At 75.2% G+C, this 18,133-nt stretch carries 14 protein-coding genes; 1 reads left to right on the forward strand and 13 read right to left on the reverse strand.

The genetic code is table 11. The features are described from left to right. Positions 1 to 13 precede the first annotated feature (13 nt). From cobC to cobM, 6 genes are read right to left on the reverse strand one after another with little or no spacing between them, the layout of a single operon-like run. The gene (cobC, locus tag IE177_RS28820) at positions 14 to 1,078 is read right to left on the reverse strand and encodes an Rv2231c family histidinol phosphate aminotransferase CobC (RefSeq protein WP_190018395.1); all 1,065 of its coding nucleotides are present in this window, start codon (positions 1,076 to 1,078) and stop codon (positions 14 to 16) included. Continuing rightward, complete coding sequence (locus IE177_RS28825) at positions 1,068 to 1,988, reverse strand: sirohydrochlorin chelatase (RefSeq protein ID WP_190018396.1); 921 nt, start codon at positions 1,986 to 1,988, stop codon at positions 1,068 to 1,070. The genes cobC and IE177_RS28825 overlap by 11 nt, the downstream gene beginning before the upstream one ends. Next, the gene (locus IE177_RS28830) at positions 1,985 to 2,572 is read right to left on the reverse strand and encodes a precorrin-8X methylmutase (protein WP_190018397.1); all 588 of its coding nucleotides are present in this window, start codon (positions 2,570 to 2,572) and stop codon (positions 1,985 to 1,987) included. The genes IE177_RS28825 and IE177_RS28830 overlap by 4 nt, the downstream gene beginning before the upstream one ends. Beyond that, positions 2,569 to 4,251, reverse strand: coding sequence for a precorrin-3B C(17)-methyltransferase (gene cobJ / locus IE177_RS28835; protein WP_190018398.1), 1,683 nt, complete (start codon positions 4,249 to 4,251; stop codon positions 2,569 to 2,571). The genes IE177_RS28830 and cobJ overlap by 4 nt, the downstream gene beginning before the upstream one ends. Further along, positions 4,248 to 5,483 (reverse strand): precorrin-6y C5,15-methyltransferase (decarboxylating) subunit CbiE, encoded by a 1,236-nt coding sequence (cbiE, locus tag IE177_RS28840; RefSeq protein ID WP_190018399.1) that lies wholly within the window; start codon positions 5,481 to 5,483, stop codon positions 4,248 to 4,250. The genes cobJ and cbiE overlap by 4 nt, the downstream gene beginning before the upstream one ends. Further along, positions 5,480 to 6,298 (reverse strand): precorrin-4 C(11)-methyltransferase, encoded by an 819-nt coding sequence (gene cobM / locus IE177_RS28845; RefSeq protein WP_190018400.1) that lies wholly within the window; start codon positions 6,296 to 6,298, stop codon positions 5,480 to 5,482. Before cobM ends, cbiE begins: the two co-directional genes overlap by 4 nt. A 117-nt stretch (positions 6,299 to 6,415) precedes the next feature. On the opposite strand from cobM, the gene IE177_RS28850 reads away from it, so the two are divergent. Further along, a complete protein-coding gene (locus tag IE177_RS28850; protein ID WP_190018401.1) occupies positions 6,416 to 7,147 on the forward strand; it encodes a ZIP family metal transporter in 732 nt (243 codons plus the stop codon). Positions 7,148 to 7,161: 14 nt separating this feature from the next. On the opposite strand, the gene cobI is transcribed toward IE177_RS28850, so the two are convergent. Genes cobI through IE177_RS28885 form a run of 7 tightly spaced genes read right to left on the reverse strand, consistent with a single transcriptional unit; the run spans position 7,162 to position 18,099 of the window. Further along, on the reverse strand, positions 7,162 to 7,893 hold the full coding sequence (gene cobI / locus IE177_RS28855) for a precorrin-2 C(20)-methyltransferase (protein WP_190018402.1): 732 nt from the start codon (positions 7,891 to 7,893) through the stop codon (positions 7,162 to 7,164). After that, positions 7,890 to 9,335 carry a cobyrinic acid a,c-diamide synthase CobB gene (locus IE177_RS28860; RefSeq protein ID WP_190018403.1) on the reverse strand — a complete coding sequence of 482 codons (1,446 nt, stop codon included), beginning with the start codon at positions 9,333 to 9,335 and terminating at the stop codon, positions 7,890 to 7,892. Before IE177_RS28860 ends, cobI begins: the two co-directional genes overlap by 4 nt. Beyond that, positions 9,329 to 9,928 carry a cob(I)yrinic acid a,c-diamide adenosyltransferase gene (gene cobO, locus IE177_RS28865; RefSeq protein WP_190018404.1) on the reverse strand — a complete coding sequence of 200 codons (600 nt, stop codon included), beginning with the start codon at positions 9,926 to 9,928 and terminating at the stop codon, positions 9,329 to 9,331. The genes IE177_RS28860 and cobO overlap by 7 nt, the downstream gene beginning before the upstream one ends. Further along, the gene (locus IE177_RS28870) at positions 9,928 to 12,006 is read right to left on the reverse strand and encodes a putative cobaltochelatase (protein ID WP_190018405.1); all 2,079 of its coding nucleotides are present in this window, start codon (positions 12,004 to 12,006) and stop codon (positions 9,928 to 9,930) included. Before IE177_RS28870 ends, cobO begins: the two co-directional genes overlap by 1 nt. Then, entirely contained in the window at positions 12,003 to 15,653 is a 3,651-nt protein-coding gene (cobN, locus tag IE177_RS28875) for a cobaltochelatase subunit CobN (RefSeq protein ID WP_190018406.1), read from the reverse strand. The genes IE177_RS28870 and cobN overlap by 4 nt, the downstream gene beginning before the upstream one ends. Then, the gene (locus tag IE177_RS28880) at positions 15,650 to 17,158 is read right to left on the reverse strand and encodes a cobyric acid synthase (RefSeq protein ID WP_190018407.1); all 1,509 of its coding nucleotides are present in this window, start codon (positions 17,156 to 17,158) and stop codon (positions 15,650 to 15,652) included. The genes cobN and IE177_RS28880 overlap by 4 nt, the downstream gene beginning before the upstream one ends. Further along, a complete protein-coding gene (locus tag IE177_RS28885; protein ID WP_190018408.1) occupies positions 17,155 to 18,099 on the reverse strand; it encodes a cobalamin biosynthesis protein in 945 nt (314 codons plus the stop codon). Before IE177_RS28885 ends, IE177_RS28880 begins: the two co-directional genes overlap by 4 nt. Positions 18,100 to 18,133 lie beyond the last annotated feature (34 nt).

An 18,133-nucleotide genomic window follows, 5' to 3' on the forward strand; every position in this document is an offset into this window, starting at 1 on the left:
CCCTCGGGGCCCGTTACGGCAGCGCCGCCGACAGCGCCTTCAGGAACCCGCTCACCGTGCTCCGGTCCCGTACGGCGATCCGCACCCACTCCTCGTCGAGCCCCGGGAACGTGTCCCCGCGGCGCACGGCGTAGCCGAGGTCGCGCAACCGCCGCCGTACCGCGGCGGCGCCCGCCACGTGGACCAGCACGAACGGACCCTGCGCGTCCTCCACCACCCGCACCCCGCGGTCCGCGAACGCGGACAGCCCCGCGACCAGGTGGGCCCGGTCCCCGGCGATGCGGTGCGCCGCGTGCATCGCCTCCGCCAGCGCCCGCGGCGCCACACAGGCCCGGGCCGCGGCCAGCGCCGGCGTGGACACCGGCCACAACGGCTGGGCCCGCTCCAGCGCGGCGATCGTCTCGGGCCCGGCCAGCACGTACCCGATGCGCAGCCCGGCCAGCCCCCAGGTCTTGGTCAGGCTGCGCAGCACGACGAGACCGGGCACGTCGGTCCGCCCGGCCAGCGCCTCCCGCTCGCCCGGCACCGCATCCATGAACGCCTCGTCGACCACCAGCACCCGCCCGGGCCGCGCGAGCCCGGTGATCACTTCGGCCGGATGCAGCACCGACGTCGGATTCGTCGGGTTCCCGATCACCACCAGGTCCGCGTCCTCCGGCACCGCGGCCGGGTCCAGCCGGAAGCCGTCCTCGGCCCGCAGCAGGACCCGGTCCACGGTGTGCCCGGCGTCCCGCAGCGCGGCCTCGGGCTCCGTGAACTGCGGGTGCACGACGACCGGCCGGCGCACCTTCAGCGCCCGGGCGAGCAACACGAACGCCTCAGCCGCCCCCGCCGTCAGCAGCACCCGCTCCGCGTCGAGCCCGTGCCGCGCCGCCACCGCCGCCCGCGCGGCCCGCCCGTCCGGGTAGGCCGCGAGGGACGCCAGCGAGCCGGCGATCTCCTCGCGCAGCCACGGCGGAGGCGTGCCGGTACGGACGTTGACGGCGAGGTCGACCAGCGCCGCCCCGTCGTCCCGCACCTCGGCGTCCCCGTGGTGACGCAGGTCATGCCCGACGCCGTCCACTTCCTCAGTGCGCATGGCTGTGCGAGTGCCCCCCGTGATGGTGGTGCCCGTGCCCGTGGTCGCCGTCGTCGTCCGGGTGGAAGTGCGGCTGCTGCGGCAGCCCCACCTTGTCCTCGAAGCCCGGCAGCGCGATCCGGTACACGCACGAGTCGCAGTTCATGCGCAGATCGCCCTTTACGGCCTCCTCGTACCGCTCCAGCACCAGGTCCAGCAGCTCCGGCTCGGGCCCGATGACGTCGGCCGACCGCACCTCCGTCTCCGGGTGCGCGGCCGCCCACTCCCCGGTCTGCCGGCGCACCCGGTCCGGCAGGATGCCGGTGAACAGGAAGTAGGGCAGGACGACGATCCGCCGCGCGCCCAGCCTCGCGCACCGGTCCAGGCCGCTCGGCACGTCCGGCGCCGCCAGCGACACGAACGCCGTCTCCACCGACGCGTATCCGCGGCCCTCCCACAGCAGCCGCGCCGCCTTGTACACCTCGGCGTTGGCGTCGGGGTCGGTGGACCCGCGCCCGACCAGCAGCACGGTGACGTCCGAGCGGTCCCCTGGCGTGCCGCCGAGCGCCTCGTCCAACCGCCGCTCCAGCACCTCCAGCAGCGCCGGATGCGGGCCGAGCGGACGGCCGTAGGTGTACGAGATGCCCGGGTGCCGCTCCTTCTCGCGGGCCAGCGCCGCCGGGATGTCTCCCTTGGCGTGCCCGGCGGACACCAGCATCAGCGGCACCGCCGCGAACCGGCGCACGCCCCGCTCGACCAGTTCGGCGACGGCCTCGCCCAGCGGCGGCGGGGACAGCTCGATGAAGCCGCCCGCGACGGGCAGGCCGGGCCGGCGGCGCCCCAGTTCCCGTACGAAGTCGCGGAACGCCTCGGCTCCGGCGTCGTCCCGGGTGCCGTGGCCGGCGATGAGCAGGGCGGGCGGGGTGGTCACGAGATCTCCTCAGACGAAGTGGGGTGGTACAGCAGGGCGTTGAGCGCGGCGGCGGCGACCGCCGAGCCGCCCTTCTCGGACACGTTGCTCACGGCGGGCAGCCCGCTCGCGCGCAACGCCTCCTTCGACTCGGCCGCGCCGACGAAGCCGACGGGAAGGCCGATGACGAGTGCGGGGGAGGCGTCCAGGGTCAGCAGCTCCTCCAGGGCGGTCGGCGCGCAGCCGATCACCCACAGGGCGCCCGGCCCGACCTGCTCGTACGCCAGCCGTACCGCGTGCGCCGAACGGGTCAGCCCCGGACCGGACACGGCTTCCCCGAGCCGGCAGACGGTCTCGCGCCGGGTGATGCCGGCCGCGACCATCTCCACGTCCACCACGACGGGCGCCCCGGCGTGCAGCGCCGCGTGCGCCTTGACCAGGTCGTCCTCGTCCATGACGAGATCGGTCGCGTACTCCAGGTCGGCGGCGGAGTGGATGACCCGCTCCACCACCGCCCGGGTCAGCGGCGGGAAGTGCGAGGTGTCCAGGCGGGCGCGCAGCCGCCGGAAGGACTCCTGCTCGATGGGGTGGACCACTCGGTTCACTGGGCGCCCTCCTGCCAGCGGTAGCCGCGCGGGGTCACCATGCGGCCCGCGATGTTCCGGGTCGCGGTGTTGCCCACGGTCACGACCGTCATCATGTCGACCGTCGCCGGGTCAAGCGCGGCGAGTGTCGTCACCCTGCTCGACTCGTCCGGCCGCGAGGCGTTGCGGACGACGCCGACCGGGGTGGCCGGCTCCCGGTGCCCGGCGAGGATGTCCAGCGCCTTGGGCAGCTGCCAGTCCCGGCCACGGGAACGCGGGTTGTAGAAGGTCACCACGATGTCCGCCTCGGCCGCCGCGCGCACCCGGCGCTCGATGACCTCCCACGGCGTGTGCAGGTCGGACAGGCTGATGGACACGTGGTCGTGACCCAGCGGCGCCCCCAGGACCGCCCCGGCGGCCAGCGCGGCCGTCACCCCGGGCACCCCGACCACGTCGATGTCGTCGGAGGCCTCGGCGAGCGCGGGGGACGCCATGGCGTACACGCCCGCGTCCCCGCTGCCGATCAGCGCCACCGCGTGCCCGCGCCGGGCCTCGGCGACGGCGGTGCGGGCCCGCTCCTCCTCCGCGCCGAGCCCCGACTCCAGCACCCGGGTGCCGGGCCGCAGCAGGTCGCGGATCTGGTCCACGTACTGGTCGAGACCGACCAGTACCGACGCCCGCCGCAGTTCGGCCGCCGCGCGCGGGGTGAGCAGGTCCCGGGCGCCGGGCCCGAGCCCCACCACGGCGAGCCGGCCGCGCCCCGGACGCCTGACGACGGCACAGGTGGCCATCGCGGGCCGGGCCGCCGACTTCCGCTTGGGCACGAGGAGTTCGCCACCGCGCAGCAGGGCGGCGGCCTCGGCGACCGACGGGGTGCCGACGGCCGCGAGCGGTGCGCCGGACGGGTTCGGCACGTCCACGGCGGCCAGCTCCGCGGCGGAGTACGTCACCAGGGGCACCCCGAGCCGCCCGGCGGCCTCGACGATGCCGGGCTCCCCGGCCTTGGCGTCCACGGTGGCCAGCTCGGCCACGGATCGCTGCGACAGGCCCGCCTCCCGCAGCGCCTCCTCGACCAGAGCGAGGACCTCCTCGGCCGGCGCGCCCTTCGAGGCGCCGACCCCGACCACGAGCGACGGCGGCCGCAGCAGCACCTCCCGGTCGCCCGGCGCGACGGCCCGGTCGGTGAGCCGGACCGTGTACGCCCCCCGCGGCGCGGTCGGCAGCGGCGGCAGCGGCCACGGCACCTCGGCCTCCAGCACGACCGGTTCGCCGTCCAGCAGCGCCCGCGAGACCCCGGCGACCGCACCCTCGTACGGCAGCCCGAGCGTGTCCAGGGCCGCCAGCCCGACGGAGTCGGTCGCGGTCGTCACCACCGGCTCGGCGCCGAGCGACTCCCCGACCTCGCGGGCCAGTTCGTTGGCGCCGCCGCCGTGCCCGCCGACCAGGGACACCGCGAACCGGCCGCCCTCGTCCACGCACACCACACCCGGGTCGGCCGCCTTGTCGCCGAGCAGCGGCGCGAGCAGCCGTACCACCGCCCCGGTCGCGAGGAAGCACACCAGCTGCTCGCACTCCCCGAACGCGGCCCGTACGGCCTCGCCGACGGGACCCTCGTACACCCGGGTGCGGTCCGGCCACGCCGCGGCCAGCCGGTCCCGCGCCGCCGCCCCCGCCGCGGTGGCGGAAATGAGGCCGATCACTGGTCAACTCCTTCTCTCGGTACCGGGGTTCTCAAGCCCCAGAGCAGAAACACGGGATTGGTGGCCGCGAGCCGGGTCACGTCACCCGGCAGCGGCGCGAGCCGCGAGGACTGCAGCAGCACCCCGTCGCAGGCGAACCCGGCGGCCGTCAGCGCCTCGCGCACCGCCGGCACCCGGTCCAGCGCGGCCAGCGCCACCACCACGCTCCGCCGCGCCCGCCGCGCGCAGGCGGTGACGATCGCGGGCAGCTCACGCCCCCCGCCGCCGACGAACACCGCGTCCGGATCGTCCGCCAGCCCCGACAGGGCGTCCGGCGCCGAGCCGTGCACCACGCGCACGTCCACGCCGTGGGCCCGCGCGTTGGCGCGGACCCGCTCCACCCCGTCCGGGGTCTTCTCGACGGCGACGACGGCCGCCCCGAACCGCGCGCACTCCACCGCCACCGAGCCCGAGCCGGCGCCCACGTCCCACACCAGATCGCCCGGCCGCGGACCCAGCCGGGCCAGGGCCAGCGCCCGCACCTCGAACTTGGTGATCATCGAGTCCCGGTGGGCGAAGCCGCCCTCGTCCAGCGCCCACCCGCCGGGGTGCGCGGCCGGCCCGGCGACCGTCCGCACCGCGCCCAGGGCGCGTGCCTCGTCCAGGCAGAGCACCACGCTCACCGCCGTGCCCCAGTCCCGGGCCGCCGCCTCGGCGGGCGTCACGCGCTCCACCCGCTCCCGCGCCGGATCGCCGAGCGCGCTCGCCACGACCAGGACACGCCCGTCGGGCAGCGCGGCGCCCAGCTCGGCCGGCCCGGCCCCCGGCCCGGTCAGCACCGCCACCTTCGGGTGCGCCCGGCAGACGTTGACCGCCGTCCGCACGTCCCGGCCATGGGCGCTGACCACGACCGCGTCGTCCCAGGGCAGCCCGATCCGGGCGAACGCCGTGGCCACCGAGGACACACCGGGCAGCACCCGCAGCGCACCGGCCCCGAACCGCTCGGCCAGCGCCCGCACGATCCCGAAGAACCCCGGATCCCCGGAGGCCAGCACGACCACCGGCAGCTCCTTGCCGACGTACCGGGCGACCGTGTCCAGGGCGGGCGCCAGCGGGCCGAGCACCACCCGCTCGGCGCCCTCCGGCAGCCGCGCGGCGTCCAGGTGCCGGCGCCCGCCGACCACCAGAGCCGCCCCGGCGAGCACGTCGTCCGCGACCGGCGCCCCGGTCCCCGTGCCGACGACCGTGATCAACTGCTCGCCCCCCGCTCGCGCAGCGCCCGCCGGGCCTGCGGGTCGGCCTTGCGGTACCCGTGGAAGTGCCCCGGGTGGTACAGGTGCGACCGGGTGCCGTGCGCGTCCAGCGCCGGGCCCACCAGGAACAGCGTGTGCTTCCAGAGCTTGTGCTCCTTGACCGTCTCCTCCAGCGTGCCGATCGTGCACCTGACGACCAGCTCCTCGGGCCAGGTCGCCTGGTACGCGACGACGACGGGGGTGTCGGTCGGATAGCCGCCCTCCAGCAGCTCGCGCACCAGCTGCCCGCTGCGCGCCGCCGACAGGAAGATCGCCATGGTGGTGCCGTGCCGGGCGAACTCGCGGACCTCCTCACCGGGCGGCATCGGCGTCTTGCCCCCGCCCAGCCGGGTGAGCACGACGGACTGCGCGACCTCCGGGATCGTCAGCTCGCGCCGCGCCAGCGCGGCCACCGCCGAGAACGACGACACGCCCGGCACGACCTCCGTCGCGATCCCGAGCCGCGCACACCGGTCCAGCTGCTCCTGGGTGCCGCCCCACAGAGCCGGGTCGCCGGAGTGGATGCGGGCGACCTTCAGTCCCTCGGCGTGGGCACGCTCGTAGACGGCGACGACGTCCTCCAGGGACATGGCGGCCGAGTCCAGGACCTCCGCGTCCCCGCGCGCGTGCTCGAGGACCTCCGCCTGGACCAGGCTGGCCGCCCAGATCACCACGTCCGCCTCGGCGATCGCGCGCGCGGCACGGAACGTCAGCAGGTCGGCGGCGCCGGGGCCGGCACCGACGAACGTCACCTTGCCGGTGGGGGCATCGGCCATGGGAAGGGTCCTCTCATACGGGAAAGCAAGACGGAATCAAGCGGAATGTCAGGGTCTGGGGGAGTGCGGACGGCGCCGGATGTGCGCGAAGGCGCCTCCATCGGATAGCAAGGGCCTATGGCGGTCTTCGTCGCGCTCGGCGCGTTCCTGATGACGCTGGCCGGCGGCTGGACGGCGCAGCGTGTGACCGACCGCAGGCATCTCGTCCTCGGCCTGGCCGGCGGACTGATGCTGGGCGTGGTCGGCCTCGACCTGCTGCCGGAGGCACTGCGGGCGACGGGCCGCGAGGTGTTCGGGGTGCCGGCGGCCCTGCTGCTGTTCGTGGCCGGATTCCTGCTGGCCCATCTGGTGGAACGCACCCTCGCCGCCCGGCAGGCGCCGCACGGCGGCGCCGAGGGACACCAGCACCGGACGCCCGAGGTCGGCCTTACCGCCGCCGGCGCCATGGTGGGCCACAGCGCCATGGACGGTGTGGCCATCGGCGCGGCCTTCCAGGTGGGCGGAGGCATGGGCGCGTCGGTCGCGCTCGCCGTCATCGCGCACGACTTCGCCGACGGCTTCAACACCTTCACCCTCACGAGCCTGTACGGCAACGCGCGCCGCCGGGCGATAGGCATGCTGGTGGCCGACGCCTGCGCACCCCTCGTGGGCGCGCTGTCGACCGCCTTCTTCCGCATCCCCGAACCGGTCCTCGGCGGCTACCTCGGCCTCTTCGGCGGCGTACTGCTCTACCTCGCCGCCGCCGAGATCCTCCCCGAGGCGCACCACGAGCACCCCGCCCGCTCCACCCTGCTGTGCACGGTGGCGGGCGCCGCGTTCATCTGGCTGGTGGTCGGCCTCTCCGGCTGAGCGCGGGCCCGGCGTCACAGCTTCCCGCCCCGCCCGCCGTCGCGCCGCGGCGGCGCGATCAGCGTCGACAGGTACGGCAGCGGCGTCCCCTGAAGCTCGGCGGCCGGCCGCACCGACTCCTCCGGCAGACCCAGCGCCGACCCCCACACGGCGTCCCCGAGCCGCCCGGTCTCCCGCAACGCCTCGGCTACCTCGGCGGCCTGCCGCCCGAACTTGTACGCCACGACGGTGCCCGGCCCGGCCAGCGCCTCCTTGAGCACGGCCGACCCCGCCGTCACCGGCACCAGCGTCAGCGGCTCCGTCCCCTCGGTCAGCACGGCACCCGAGCGCGCCGCCAGGTCCTGCATGGCGGTGATCCCGGGCACCGTCTCCACCGCGAGCCCCGGCACCAGCTCCCCGACGGTCTGGGCGAGATAGGTGAACGTCGAGTACACGTTCGGGTCGCCGATGGTGGCGAAGGCGACGCTCCCGTGCCGCCGCAGCAGCTCCGCGACCCGCTCGCCCGCCGCGTCCCAGGCGGCCTCGCGCCGCGCCCGGTCGGTCCGCTCGTTCAGCGCGAACACCACCCGCAGCACCTTCTCCGCGGGCACGTAGTGGAGCACGGTCGCCTCGGCCCGCCCCCGCTCGCCCGTGTCCATCACCGGTACGACGACGACGTCGGCGGCACGCAGCGCGTTGACCCCCTTGACGGTCACCAGCTCCGGGTCACCGGGACCGACCCCGACTCCGACCAGCCTGCTGCTCATGACGTCCGGCACCTCTCCACGAACCGACGGGCCACACCGGGCTCGGACGCCCAGTGCGTGTGCAGGTAACTCGCGTGCACGCCCTGCTGTACGAAACCTTCGACCCGCCGGGCGGGGGCGGTGATCCCCCAGGCGGGAGCCGCGCCGGCGCCGGGCTCGACGACGGTGCGGTGGAACTCGTGACCCCGCATCCGCGTCCCGGCCGCAGCCAGCGCGCTGTCCCCGACGGCCACGGCGTCCCGGTAGCCGAGGGTCAGCCGTTCGCCCATGCGGGCGCCGGCGTCCAGCACCCCGCACATGGGCTGCCCGTCCAGCTCACGGCACAGGTACAGCAGCCCGGCACACTCGGCGGCGACGGGGGCGCCGCTCAGCGCGAGGCCGGCGACGGCCCTGCGCAGCGGCTCGTTGGCGGACAGCTCGGCGGCGTACACCTCCGGGAAGCCGCCCCCGATGACCAGCCCGGCCGTACCCTCGGGCAGCCGCTCGTCCCGGAGCGGATCGAAGACCACGACCTGGGCCCCCGCCGCCGCGAGCAGCTCGGTGTGCTCGGCGTAGGAGAAGGTGAAGGCTTCCCCACCGGCAACAGCCACAACCGGCCCGTCCGGCGCTTGGGGACGAGGCCCTGCGGGCTGCTCCCGGGGGTCCGGGGGCGCCGCCCCCGGGGACGGGACGGGAAGGGGCGGCGGGGGCGAGGAGGCCAGGACGTCAGCGGCGTCCCAGCCCGCACCCGGCAACGCGCCGGCACTGCGCGCCAGCGCCATCAGGGCGTCCAGATCGCATCCCGCCAGGACCTGCGCCGCCATCGCCCCGACGGAGTCGACGGCGGCGGCACGCCGCTCGGCGACGGGCACCAGCCCGAGGTGCCGCGACGGCGTGTCCACCTGCGGCACCCGCCGCAGCACCCCCAGGACCGGCACCCCGGCCGAGTCCAGCGCCTCCCGCAGCAGCGTTTCGTGCCGGTCCGAGGCGACCTTGTTCAGGATCACGCCCCCGACCCGCACCTCGGGGTCCCAGGACGCGAACCCGTGCACCAGCGCCGCCACCGACCGCGACTGCGAGGACGCGTCCACGACCAGCACCACCGGCGCCCGCAGCAGCTTGGCGACATGGGCCGTGGACGCGAGTTCGCCCTGGCCCGCCGCGCCGTCGTACAGCCCCATCACGCCCTCGACCACGGCCAGGTCACAGCCCCGTGCCCCGTGCATGAACAGCGGAGCGACCAGCTCCGGCCCGCACAGGTACGCGTCGAGGTTGCGCCCCACCCGCCCGGTCGCGAGCGCGTGGTACCCGGGGTCGATGTAGTCCGGCCCGACCTTGTGCGGGGACACGGCGAGCCCCCGCGCGGCGAACGCGGCCATCAGCCCCGTGGCCACGGTGGTCTTGCCGCTGCCCGAGGAGGGCGCGGCGACGACCAGCCGGGGCACCGGCGAGCAGGTCACCACTCGATGCCCTTCTGGCCCTTCTGGCCGGCGTCCATCGGGTGCTTGACCTTGGACATGTCGGTCACCAGGTCGGCGAGGTCCACCAGCTCCGGCGGCGCGTTCCGCCCGGTGACGACGACGTGCTGGGTGCCCGGCCGGTTGCGCAGCACCTCGACGACCTCGGCGGTGTCCACCCACCCCCAGTGCATCGGGTACGCGAACTCGTCCAGCACGTAGAGCCGGTACGTCTCGGCGGCCAGGTCCCGCTTGACCTGCTCCCAGCCCTCCCGGGCCTTCTCCTCGTTGTCCATCTGCGCGTCGCGCTGGACCCAGGACCAGCCCTCGCCCATCTTGTGCCAGTCGACGGTGCCGCCCTCGCCGGAGGCGCCGAGCACGCGCAGCGCGTTCTCCTCGCCGACCCTCCACTTCGCGGACTTGACGAACTGGAACACCCCGATCGGCCACCCCTGGTTCCAGGCGCGCAGCGCCAGTCCGAAGGCGGCGGTGGACTTGCCCTTGCCGACGCCGGTGTGCACGACCACCAGCGGACGGTTGCGTCGCTGACGGGTCGTCAGACCGTCGTCCGGTACGACACTCGGCTGCCCCTGCGGCATTACGCGGCCCTCCTCGAAGTCCCCTGCACATCCCTGACCAGCCCGGCGATGGAATCCGCCCGCAGCCCGTCCAGCGTCACCGCCGTACCGCCCAGCTCACCCGCGAGCTGCCCGGCCAGCCCGAGCCGCACCGGCCCAGACTCGCAGTCCACGACCACGCTCGCGGTGCCCTCGGCCGCGAACAGCCGCGCCGCCCGCCTCGCCAGCGCGACCGGCTCGGTCCCGCCCGTCGCCCGGCCACCGTCCCGGCCGGAGGCGCTTCGCGCCGCCCCGTCACCGGTGGCCCGGCCGTCGGTCACCACCACGACCAGCGCCCGCCGCGCCGGATCCCGCAACCGCTCCACGCGCAGCACCTCGTGCGCCTTGAGCAGCCCGGCCGCCAGCGGCGTCCGGCCTCCCGTCGGCAGCGACTCCAGCCGCGCGGCGGCGGCGTCGACGGAGGAGGTCGGCGGCAGGGCGACCTCGGCGTCCTTGCCGCGGAAGGTCACCAGCCCGACCTTGTCCCGCCGCTGGTAGGCGTCCAGCAGCAGCGACAGCACCGCGCCCTTCACGGCGCCCATCCGCTGCCGGGCCGCCATGGACCCGGAGGCGTCGACCACGAACAGCACGAGGTTCCCCTCCCGGCCCTCCCGGGTCGCCTGCCGCAGATCGTCGCGGCGGATCACCAGCCCGGGCCCGGACCGGCCCCGCGCCCGCTGGTGCGGGGCGGCGGCCTGCACGGTCGCGGCCAGGTGCAGCTTGGTCAGCGCGCCCCGGGGCCGGCGGGCCCCGGTCGTCCGCCCGTGCTCGGTCCGCGCCCGCGACCGCCGCCCGGCGGCCCCCTCGCCGATCCCGGGCACGCTCAGCGCCTTGGTCCGGAACGGTTCGGCGGCACGGGCGGGCGCCTGCTCCCGCGAGCCGGACGGCTGCGACTGCCCGCCCTCACCGGCCTCGGGCCGCGCGGCGCTGCCGCCGTCGTCCTGCGGACCGGCGTCGGGCGCGGGCCGCCCACCGCCGCCACCGGGACCGTCGGGGTCGGGATCACCGTCGCCGCCGCCGTCCCCGCCGTTACCGCCCTCCTCGTCGCTCCCGGAGGACTGCTCCAGCGTCTCGTCCAGCTTGTCCTCGTCGAGACCGGGCGCGTCGAAGGGATTGCGCCGGCGCCGGTGCGGCAGCGCGAGCAGCGCGGCCTGCCGGACGTCCTCGGCGAGCACGTCCGTGCGCCCGGCCCACGCGGCCAGCGCGGTCGCCGTACGGGCCATCACGATGTCGGCGCGCATGCCGTCCACCTCGAAGGCCGCGCAGGTCGCCGCGATCTGCCGCAGCGCACCGTCGCCGAGCCGCACCCGCGGCAGCAACTCCCGTGCCGCGACGATGCGCTGCCGGACGGCCGCCTCCTCACCGGCCCATCCGGCGGCGAACGCGGCCGGATCGTCGTCGTAGGCGAGCCGGCGCCGGACCACCTCCACCCGCTGCTCCGGCTCCCGCGACGCGGCGACCTCCACGGTCAGCCCGAACCGGTCCAGCAACTGGGGCCGCAGCTCGCCCTCTTCGGGATTCATGGTGCCGACGAGCAGGAACCGGGCGGCGTGCCGCACGGAGACGCCCTCGCGCTCGACGTACGAGGCGCCCATGGCCGCGGCGTCCAGCAGCAGGTCGACCAGGTGGTCGTGGAGGAGGTTGACCTCGTCGACGTAGAGGATGCCCCGGTGGGCGTCGGCCAGCAGACCCGGCTCGAACGCCTTCACGCCCTCGGCGAGCGCCCGCTCGATGTCGAGCGCGCCGACCAGCCGGTCCTCGGAGGCGCCGACGGGGAGTTCGACCATGCGGGCGGCCCGCTGGGCGCCCGGCCCCGGCTCGTGCGGGCCGTCCGGGCAGGACGGGTCCGGTGCCGCCGGGTCGCAGGAGAACCGGCAGCCCGGCACCACGGCCACCTCGGGCAGCAGCGCCGAGAGGGCCCGCACCGCCGTGGACTTGGCGGTGCCCTTCTCGCCGCGCACCAGCACACCGCCCACCGCCGGGGACACGGCGTTCAGCAGCAGCGCGAGCCGCAGGTCGTCCTGGCCGACAACGGCCGTGAACGGAAACGGGGTTGTCACTGGTCGCCCTCCAGATCGCCTTCCAGCTCCAGGTAGGTGGCGCGCAGCCGCTCCAGCGTGTCCGCGTCCGGCTCCGCCCACAGCCCGCGGTCCGCCGCCTCCAGCAGCCGCTCGGTGATGCCGCGCAGCGCCCACGGGTTGGACTTCCTCATGAAGTCCCGGTTCTCCGGGTCGAAGACGTACTCGGCGCTGAGCTTCTCGTACATCCAGTCGTCGACCACGCCCGCCGTGGCGTCGTAGCCGAACAGGTAGTCCACGGTCGCCGCCATCTCGAAGGCGCCCTTGTAGCCGTGCCGGCGCATCGCCGCCATCCAGCGCGGGTTGACCACCCGGGCCCGGAAGACACGGTGCGTCTCCTCGCCCAGCGTGCGCGTCCTCACCTGGTCGGGGACGGCCGAGTCGCCCACGTAGGCCTCGGGGTTGGCGCCGGTGAGGTGCCGCACCATGGCGACCATGCCGCCGTGGTACTGGAAGTAGTCGTCGGCGTCGACCAGGTCGTGCTCGCGGGTGTCGACGTTCTTCGCCGCCACCGCGATCCGCCGGAACGCCGTCTCCATGTCCCCGCGCGCCGCGCGCCCGTCGAGCCCGCGGCCGTAGGCGTAGCCGCCCCACACCGCGTACACCTCGGCGAGGTCGGCGTCGGATCGCCAGTTCCGGGCGTCGATCAGCGGCAGCAGACCGGCGCCGTACGCGCCCGGCTTGGAGCCGAAGATGCGGGCCGTCGCGCGCCGCCGGTCACCGTGCTCCGCCGCGTCCTCCGCCACGTGCGCCCGCACGTAGTTGGACCCGGCGGGCTCGTCCAGCTCCGCCACCGCCCGCACCGCGTCGTCGATCAGACCGACCACGTGCGGGAACGCGTCGCGGAAGAACCCGGAGATGCGGACCGTGACGTCGATGCGCGGCCGGCCCAGCTCCTCCAGGCCGATCACCTCGAACCCCGTCACCCGGCGCGAGGCGTCGTCCCAGACCGGGCGGCAGCCCAGCAGCGCCAGGATCTCGGCGATGTCGTCGCCCTGGGTGCGCATCGCGGACGTGCCCCACACGGTCAGGCCCACGGACCGCGGGTACTCGCCGGTGTCCTGCAGATACCGCTGGACCAGGGAGTCCGCGAGCGACTGGCCGACCTCCCAGCTCAGCCGGGACGGAATCGCCTTGGGGTCGACCGAGTAGAAGTTCCGGCCCGTGGGCAGCACGTTGACCAGGCCACGGGTCGGCGAACCCGACGGACCGGCCGGGACGTATCCGCCGTTCAGGGCGCGCAGGATGTTCCCGATCTCGTCGGTGGTGCGGGCGAGCCGCGGTACGACCTCGGCGCAGGCGAACTCCAGCACCGCGACGGCGTCCGGGAGCCGCGTGCCGAGCACGTCGTCCAGCACGACGGGCACGGCCGCCCGGTCCCACGCCCGGGACTCCATGCCCTCCGCGATCCGCCGGCACAGCTGCTCCAGCAGGTCGATGGCGTCGGACGCCGTACGGGATGGGCCCGCCGCCAGGTCCGTCAGTTCCACCGGCACCTTCACCGGCGCACCCGGCTCGGCCAGCAGCTCCTTCTCCACCAGCCCGAAGTGTCCGGCCAGCGAGGCCCGCAGACCCGGCAGCGCGTTGGCACGGCCGCCCCAGACCTGCGAGGCGCGCAGCACGGCGAGGACGAGGTTGACCCGCGGTTCGCCGGCCGGGCCGCCGCCGAGGATGTGCAGGCCGTCGCGGATCTGCACGTCCTTGATCTCGCACAGATAGCCGTCGATGTGCATGACGAACTCGTCGAACTCCGCGTCGTCCGGCTGCTCGTCCACGTGCAGGTCGTGGTGCAGCTCGGCGGCCTTGACGAGGGTCCAGATCTGGGCGCGCACGGCGGGCGCCTTCACCGGGTCCAGGTCGGAGACGAGCGCGTACTCGTCGAGCAGCTGCTCCAGCTTGGCCAGGTCGCCGTAGGTGTCCGCGCGCGCCATCGGCGGCACCAGGTGGTCGACGACCGTGGCGTGCCCGCGCCGCTTGGCCTGCGTGCCCTCGCCGGGATCGTTCACGATGAACGGGTAGACCAGCGGCAGGTCGCCGAGGACCGCGTCGGGGGCGCAGCCGCCGCTCAGGCCCAGGCCCTTGCCCGGCAGCCACTCCATCGTGCCGTGCTTGCCCATGTGCACGACCGCGTCGGCGCCGAAGCTGTTCTCCAGCCAGCGGTAGGCCGCCATGTAGTGGTGGGAGGGCGGCATGTCGGGGTCGTGGTAGATGGCGATCGGGTTCTCGCCGAAGCCGCGCGGCGGCTGGATCATCACGACGACGTTCCCGAACCGCAGCGAGGCCAGCACGATGTCGTCGCCGTCCACGTACAGGCCGCCCGGCGGCTCGCCCCACGCCTCGGTCATGGCGTCGCGCAGCTCCGGGTCCAGCTTCGCGAACCACGCCCGGTAGTCGGCGAGCGGTACCCGCGCGGGCGCGGCGGCCAGCTGCTCCTCCGTCAGCCACTCCACGTCGTGGCCGCCCGCCTCGATCAGCCGGTGGATCAGCTCGTCGCCGCCGGCCGGGTACTCGGTGAGCGAGTAGCCGGCGTCGCGCAGCGCGTCCAGCACCCGTACCGCCGAGGCGGGCGTGTCCAGGCCGACCGCGTTGCCGACGCGGGAGTGCTTCGTCGGGTACGCGGTGAAGACGAGGGCGACCTTCTTCTCGGCGTTCGGCTTGTGCTTCAGCCGCGCGTGCCTGACGGCGATGCCGGCGACCCGGGCGGACCGCTCGGGGTCGGCGACGTACACCGGGACCTCGTCCGGGCCCTGCTCCTTGAAGGAGAACGGCACGGTGATCAGGCGGCCGTCGAACTCGGGGATCGCGACCTGCATCGCCGCGTCCATGGGGGACAGGGCGGCGTCCGACTCCGCCCACGCGGCCCGCGAGGAGGTGAGGCACAGGCCCTGCAGCACGGGGACGTCGAGGTCGGCGAGCGCGCCGATGTCCCAGGACTCCTCGTCGCCGCCCGCGGAGGCCTGTGAGGCGTGCGTGCCGCCCGCCGCGAGGACGGTGGCGACCAGCGCGTCGGCCCGGCCCAGCAGCTCGTACAGCCCGGCGTCCGCGCCGCGCAGCGAACCGCAGTACACGGGCAGGGCGTTGGCGCCCTGTGCCTCGATCGCGTCGCACAGGGTGTCCACGAAGCCGGTGTTGCCGCTCAGTTCGTGCGCCCGGTAGAAGAGCACGCCCACCGTCGGCCGGCCCTCGGTGAAGGCGCGGTCGCCGTGGACGCCGTACTCGGGCATCTTCCGCGGCCCGTCGAAGCCCTCGCCGGTGAGCAGCACGGTGTCGGACAGGAACCGGGACAGCTCCAGCAGGTTCGCGGGGCCGCCCTCGACCAGGTACTTCAGCGCCTCGGCCACCACACCGGCGGGCACGGACGACTCGGCCATCAGCTCGGCGTCCGGGACGGACTCGCCGCCCAGCAGCACGGCCGGCACACCGGACGCCTTCAACGCGGCCAGCCCGTCCTCCCAGGCCCGCTTGCCGCCCAGCAGCCGTACGACGGCGATGCCGGCGCCGTCGATCAGGCCCGGCAGCTCCCCGGCGACGTCGATCCGGGTCGGGTTGCCGATCCGGTACCCGGCGCCACAGGCCCGGGCCGCCAGCAGATCCGTGTCGGCGGTCGACAACAACAACACTGTGCTCATGCGGGCGCTCCCGGTGGAATGAATGGCAGTCCTTGCGGCGCGCCCGACTCGATGAGCCGCCAGAGCGCGTCCGTGTCCGCGTGCTGTTCGATCAGGTCGCCGAGCCGGTCGAGCTGCTCCTCGCGCAGCGCGGCGAAGGAGGTGTCCGGGGCCGGTACGAAGCGGCGGCCCGCGGCGGCGGCCACCTCGCGCAGGAAGGCCCGCCGGAAGCCGTCCGACTCCAGCGAACCGTGCCAGTGCGTGCCCCAGACGGACCCCACTCGGCAGCCGTCCAGGAAGGTCTCGCCGCCGAGGACCTCGGCGACGCCGTGGTGGATCTCGTACCCCTCGACGCGCTCGCCCAGGGCCTCGCCGGCCGGGCGGGCGAGGGTCTTCTCGCGGGAGAACCGCACCCGCACCGGGAGCAGACCGAGTCCGGGGACGGCGCCGGCGCGCGACTCGACGTCGTCCTCGATGTGCTCGCCGAGGATCTGGAAGCCGCCGCAGACGCCGAGGACCGGGCGGCCCTCGGCGGCCCTGCGCACGAGGGCGTCCGCGAGCCCGCGCTCGCGCAGCCACTCGAGTGCGCGCACGGTGCCGCGGGTGCCCGGCACCACCGCCAGGTCGGCGTCGGCCAGTTCCTCCGGCCGGTCCACGAAACGCACGACGACCCCGGGTTCGGCGGCGAGCGCGTCCACGTCGGTGAAGTTGGACATGAGCGGGATCGCGCAGACGGCGACCCGCAGCACGTCCTCGCCGACCGGGGGAGCGACGGCGGACTCCCGGACGGTTCCGCGCAGCGAGACCCGCAGTCCGTCCTCCTCGTCGATGCCGAGCCCGTGCCGGAAGGGCAGCACGCCGTACGTGTGCCGCCCGGTGAGCCCGTGCAGCATCTCCAGGCCCGGTTCCAGCAGGGAGACGTCCCCGCGGAACTTGTTCACCAGGAACCCGGCGACCAGTTCCTGGTCCTCGGGCGAGAGAAGGGCGACCGTGCCGAAGAAGGAGGCGAAGACGCCGCCGCGGTCGATGTCGCCGACCACGAGCACGGGCAGCCGCGCGTTCCGCGCGATCCCCATGTTGACGATGTCGGTCCGCCGCAGATTGATCTCCGCGGGCGACCCGGCCCCCTCACAGATCACCGCGTCATACGTGCCCCGCAACTCGGCCAGGCACTCCAGCACGGTGCCCAGGAGCCGCTGCTGCCGGCCACCGTGGTACCCGCGCGCGCTCAGTTCGCCCACCGGCCTGCCCAGCAGCACGACCTGGCTGCTCTGTTCGCCGCCCGGCTTGAGCAGCACCGGGTTCATCAGCGCGGTCGGCTCCACGCGGCACGCCTGCGCCTGCATGGCCTGCGCCCGCCCTATCTCCGCGCCCTGACGGGTCACGAAGGAGTTGAGGGACATGTTCTGCGCCTTGAACGGCGCGACCTTCACGCCCTGGCGCACCAGCCACCGGCAGATCCCGGCCGTGACGACGCTCTTGCCGGCGTCGGAGGTGGTGCCGGCGACGAGGAGACCCCCGCTCACTTCCCACGTCCCTTCACGAGTCGGCGCGCGGCGACGGTGACGCCGAGCGCGAGCAGGCCGACGCGGCGGGAGAGCCGCACGGCGCGGTCGATGTCGGTGGTCCGGACGGCGCGCCCGGCGTCCCCGTTGAGCACGGGCCGGTGTTCGACGCGTCCGGCATAGGAGAGCGTTCCGCCGAGCCGCACGCCGAGGGCGCCCGCGAACGACGCCTCGACGGGGCCGGCGTTGGGACTCGGGTGCTCGGCGGCGTCCGCCCGCCAGGCCCTCACGGCCCCCCGGGGGTCGGGTCCGGCGAGCACGGCGAGCGCGGCGGTCAGCCGTGCGCCGGGCCATCCGGCGAGGTCGTCCAGACGGGCGGAGGCCCATCCGTAGCGCCGGTGACGGGGCGACCTGTGACCCACCATCGCGTCGAGGGTGTTGACCGCGCGGAAGCCCAGCAGTCCGGGCACCCCGGCCGCGGCGCCCCACACCAGGGCGCCCACCACGGCGTCGGAGGTGTTCTCGGCGACCGACTCGACCACGGCCCGGGCGATCCCGTCGGCGTCGAGCGCCTGGGGGTCCCGGCCGCACAGATGGGGCAGCCGCGCGCGGGCGGCCTCGACGTCACCGGTCTCGAGGGCGCGCCCGATGGTGCGGGCCTCCCGGGCGAGCGAGGTGCCGCCGACGACGGCCCAGGTGGCGGCGGCGGTCAGCGCGGCGGAGGCGGTGGGGGAGGGGCGTACGGCGCGTGCGGCCACGGCACCGAGTGCGACGGCGCCACCGGCGCACACGACGGTGTGCAGGGCGCCCCAGCCGCGGTGGTCGTGCCACAACGCGCGTTCCACGGCCGCGGCCGTCCGCCCGAACACGGCGACCGGGTGCCCGCGGCGCGGATCGCCGAGGAGCAGGTCACCGAGAAGGCCGGCGGCGGCGCCGTACGCGTAGGAGCGATCGGCACCCATCGGCTCAGCCGGCCGCGAGGGCCGTGGGTACAGG

It is taken from the genome of Streptomyces lucensis JCM 4490, assembly GCF_014650035.1.
Classification (GTDB): Bacteria; Actinomycetota; Actinomycetes; order Streptomycetales; family Streptomycetaceae; genus Streptomyces; species Streptomyces lucensis.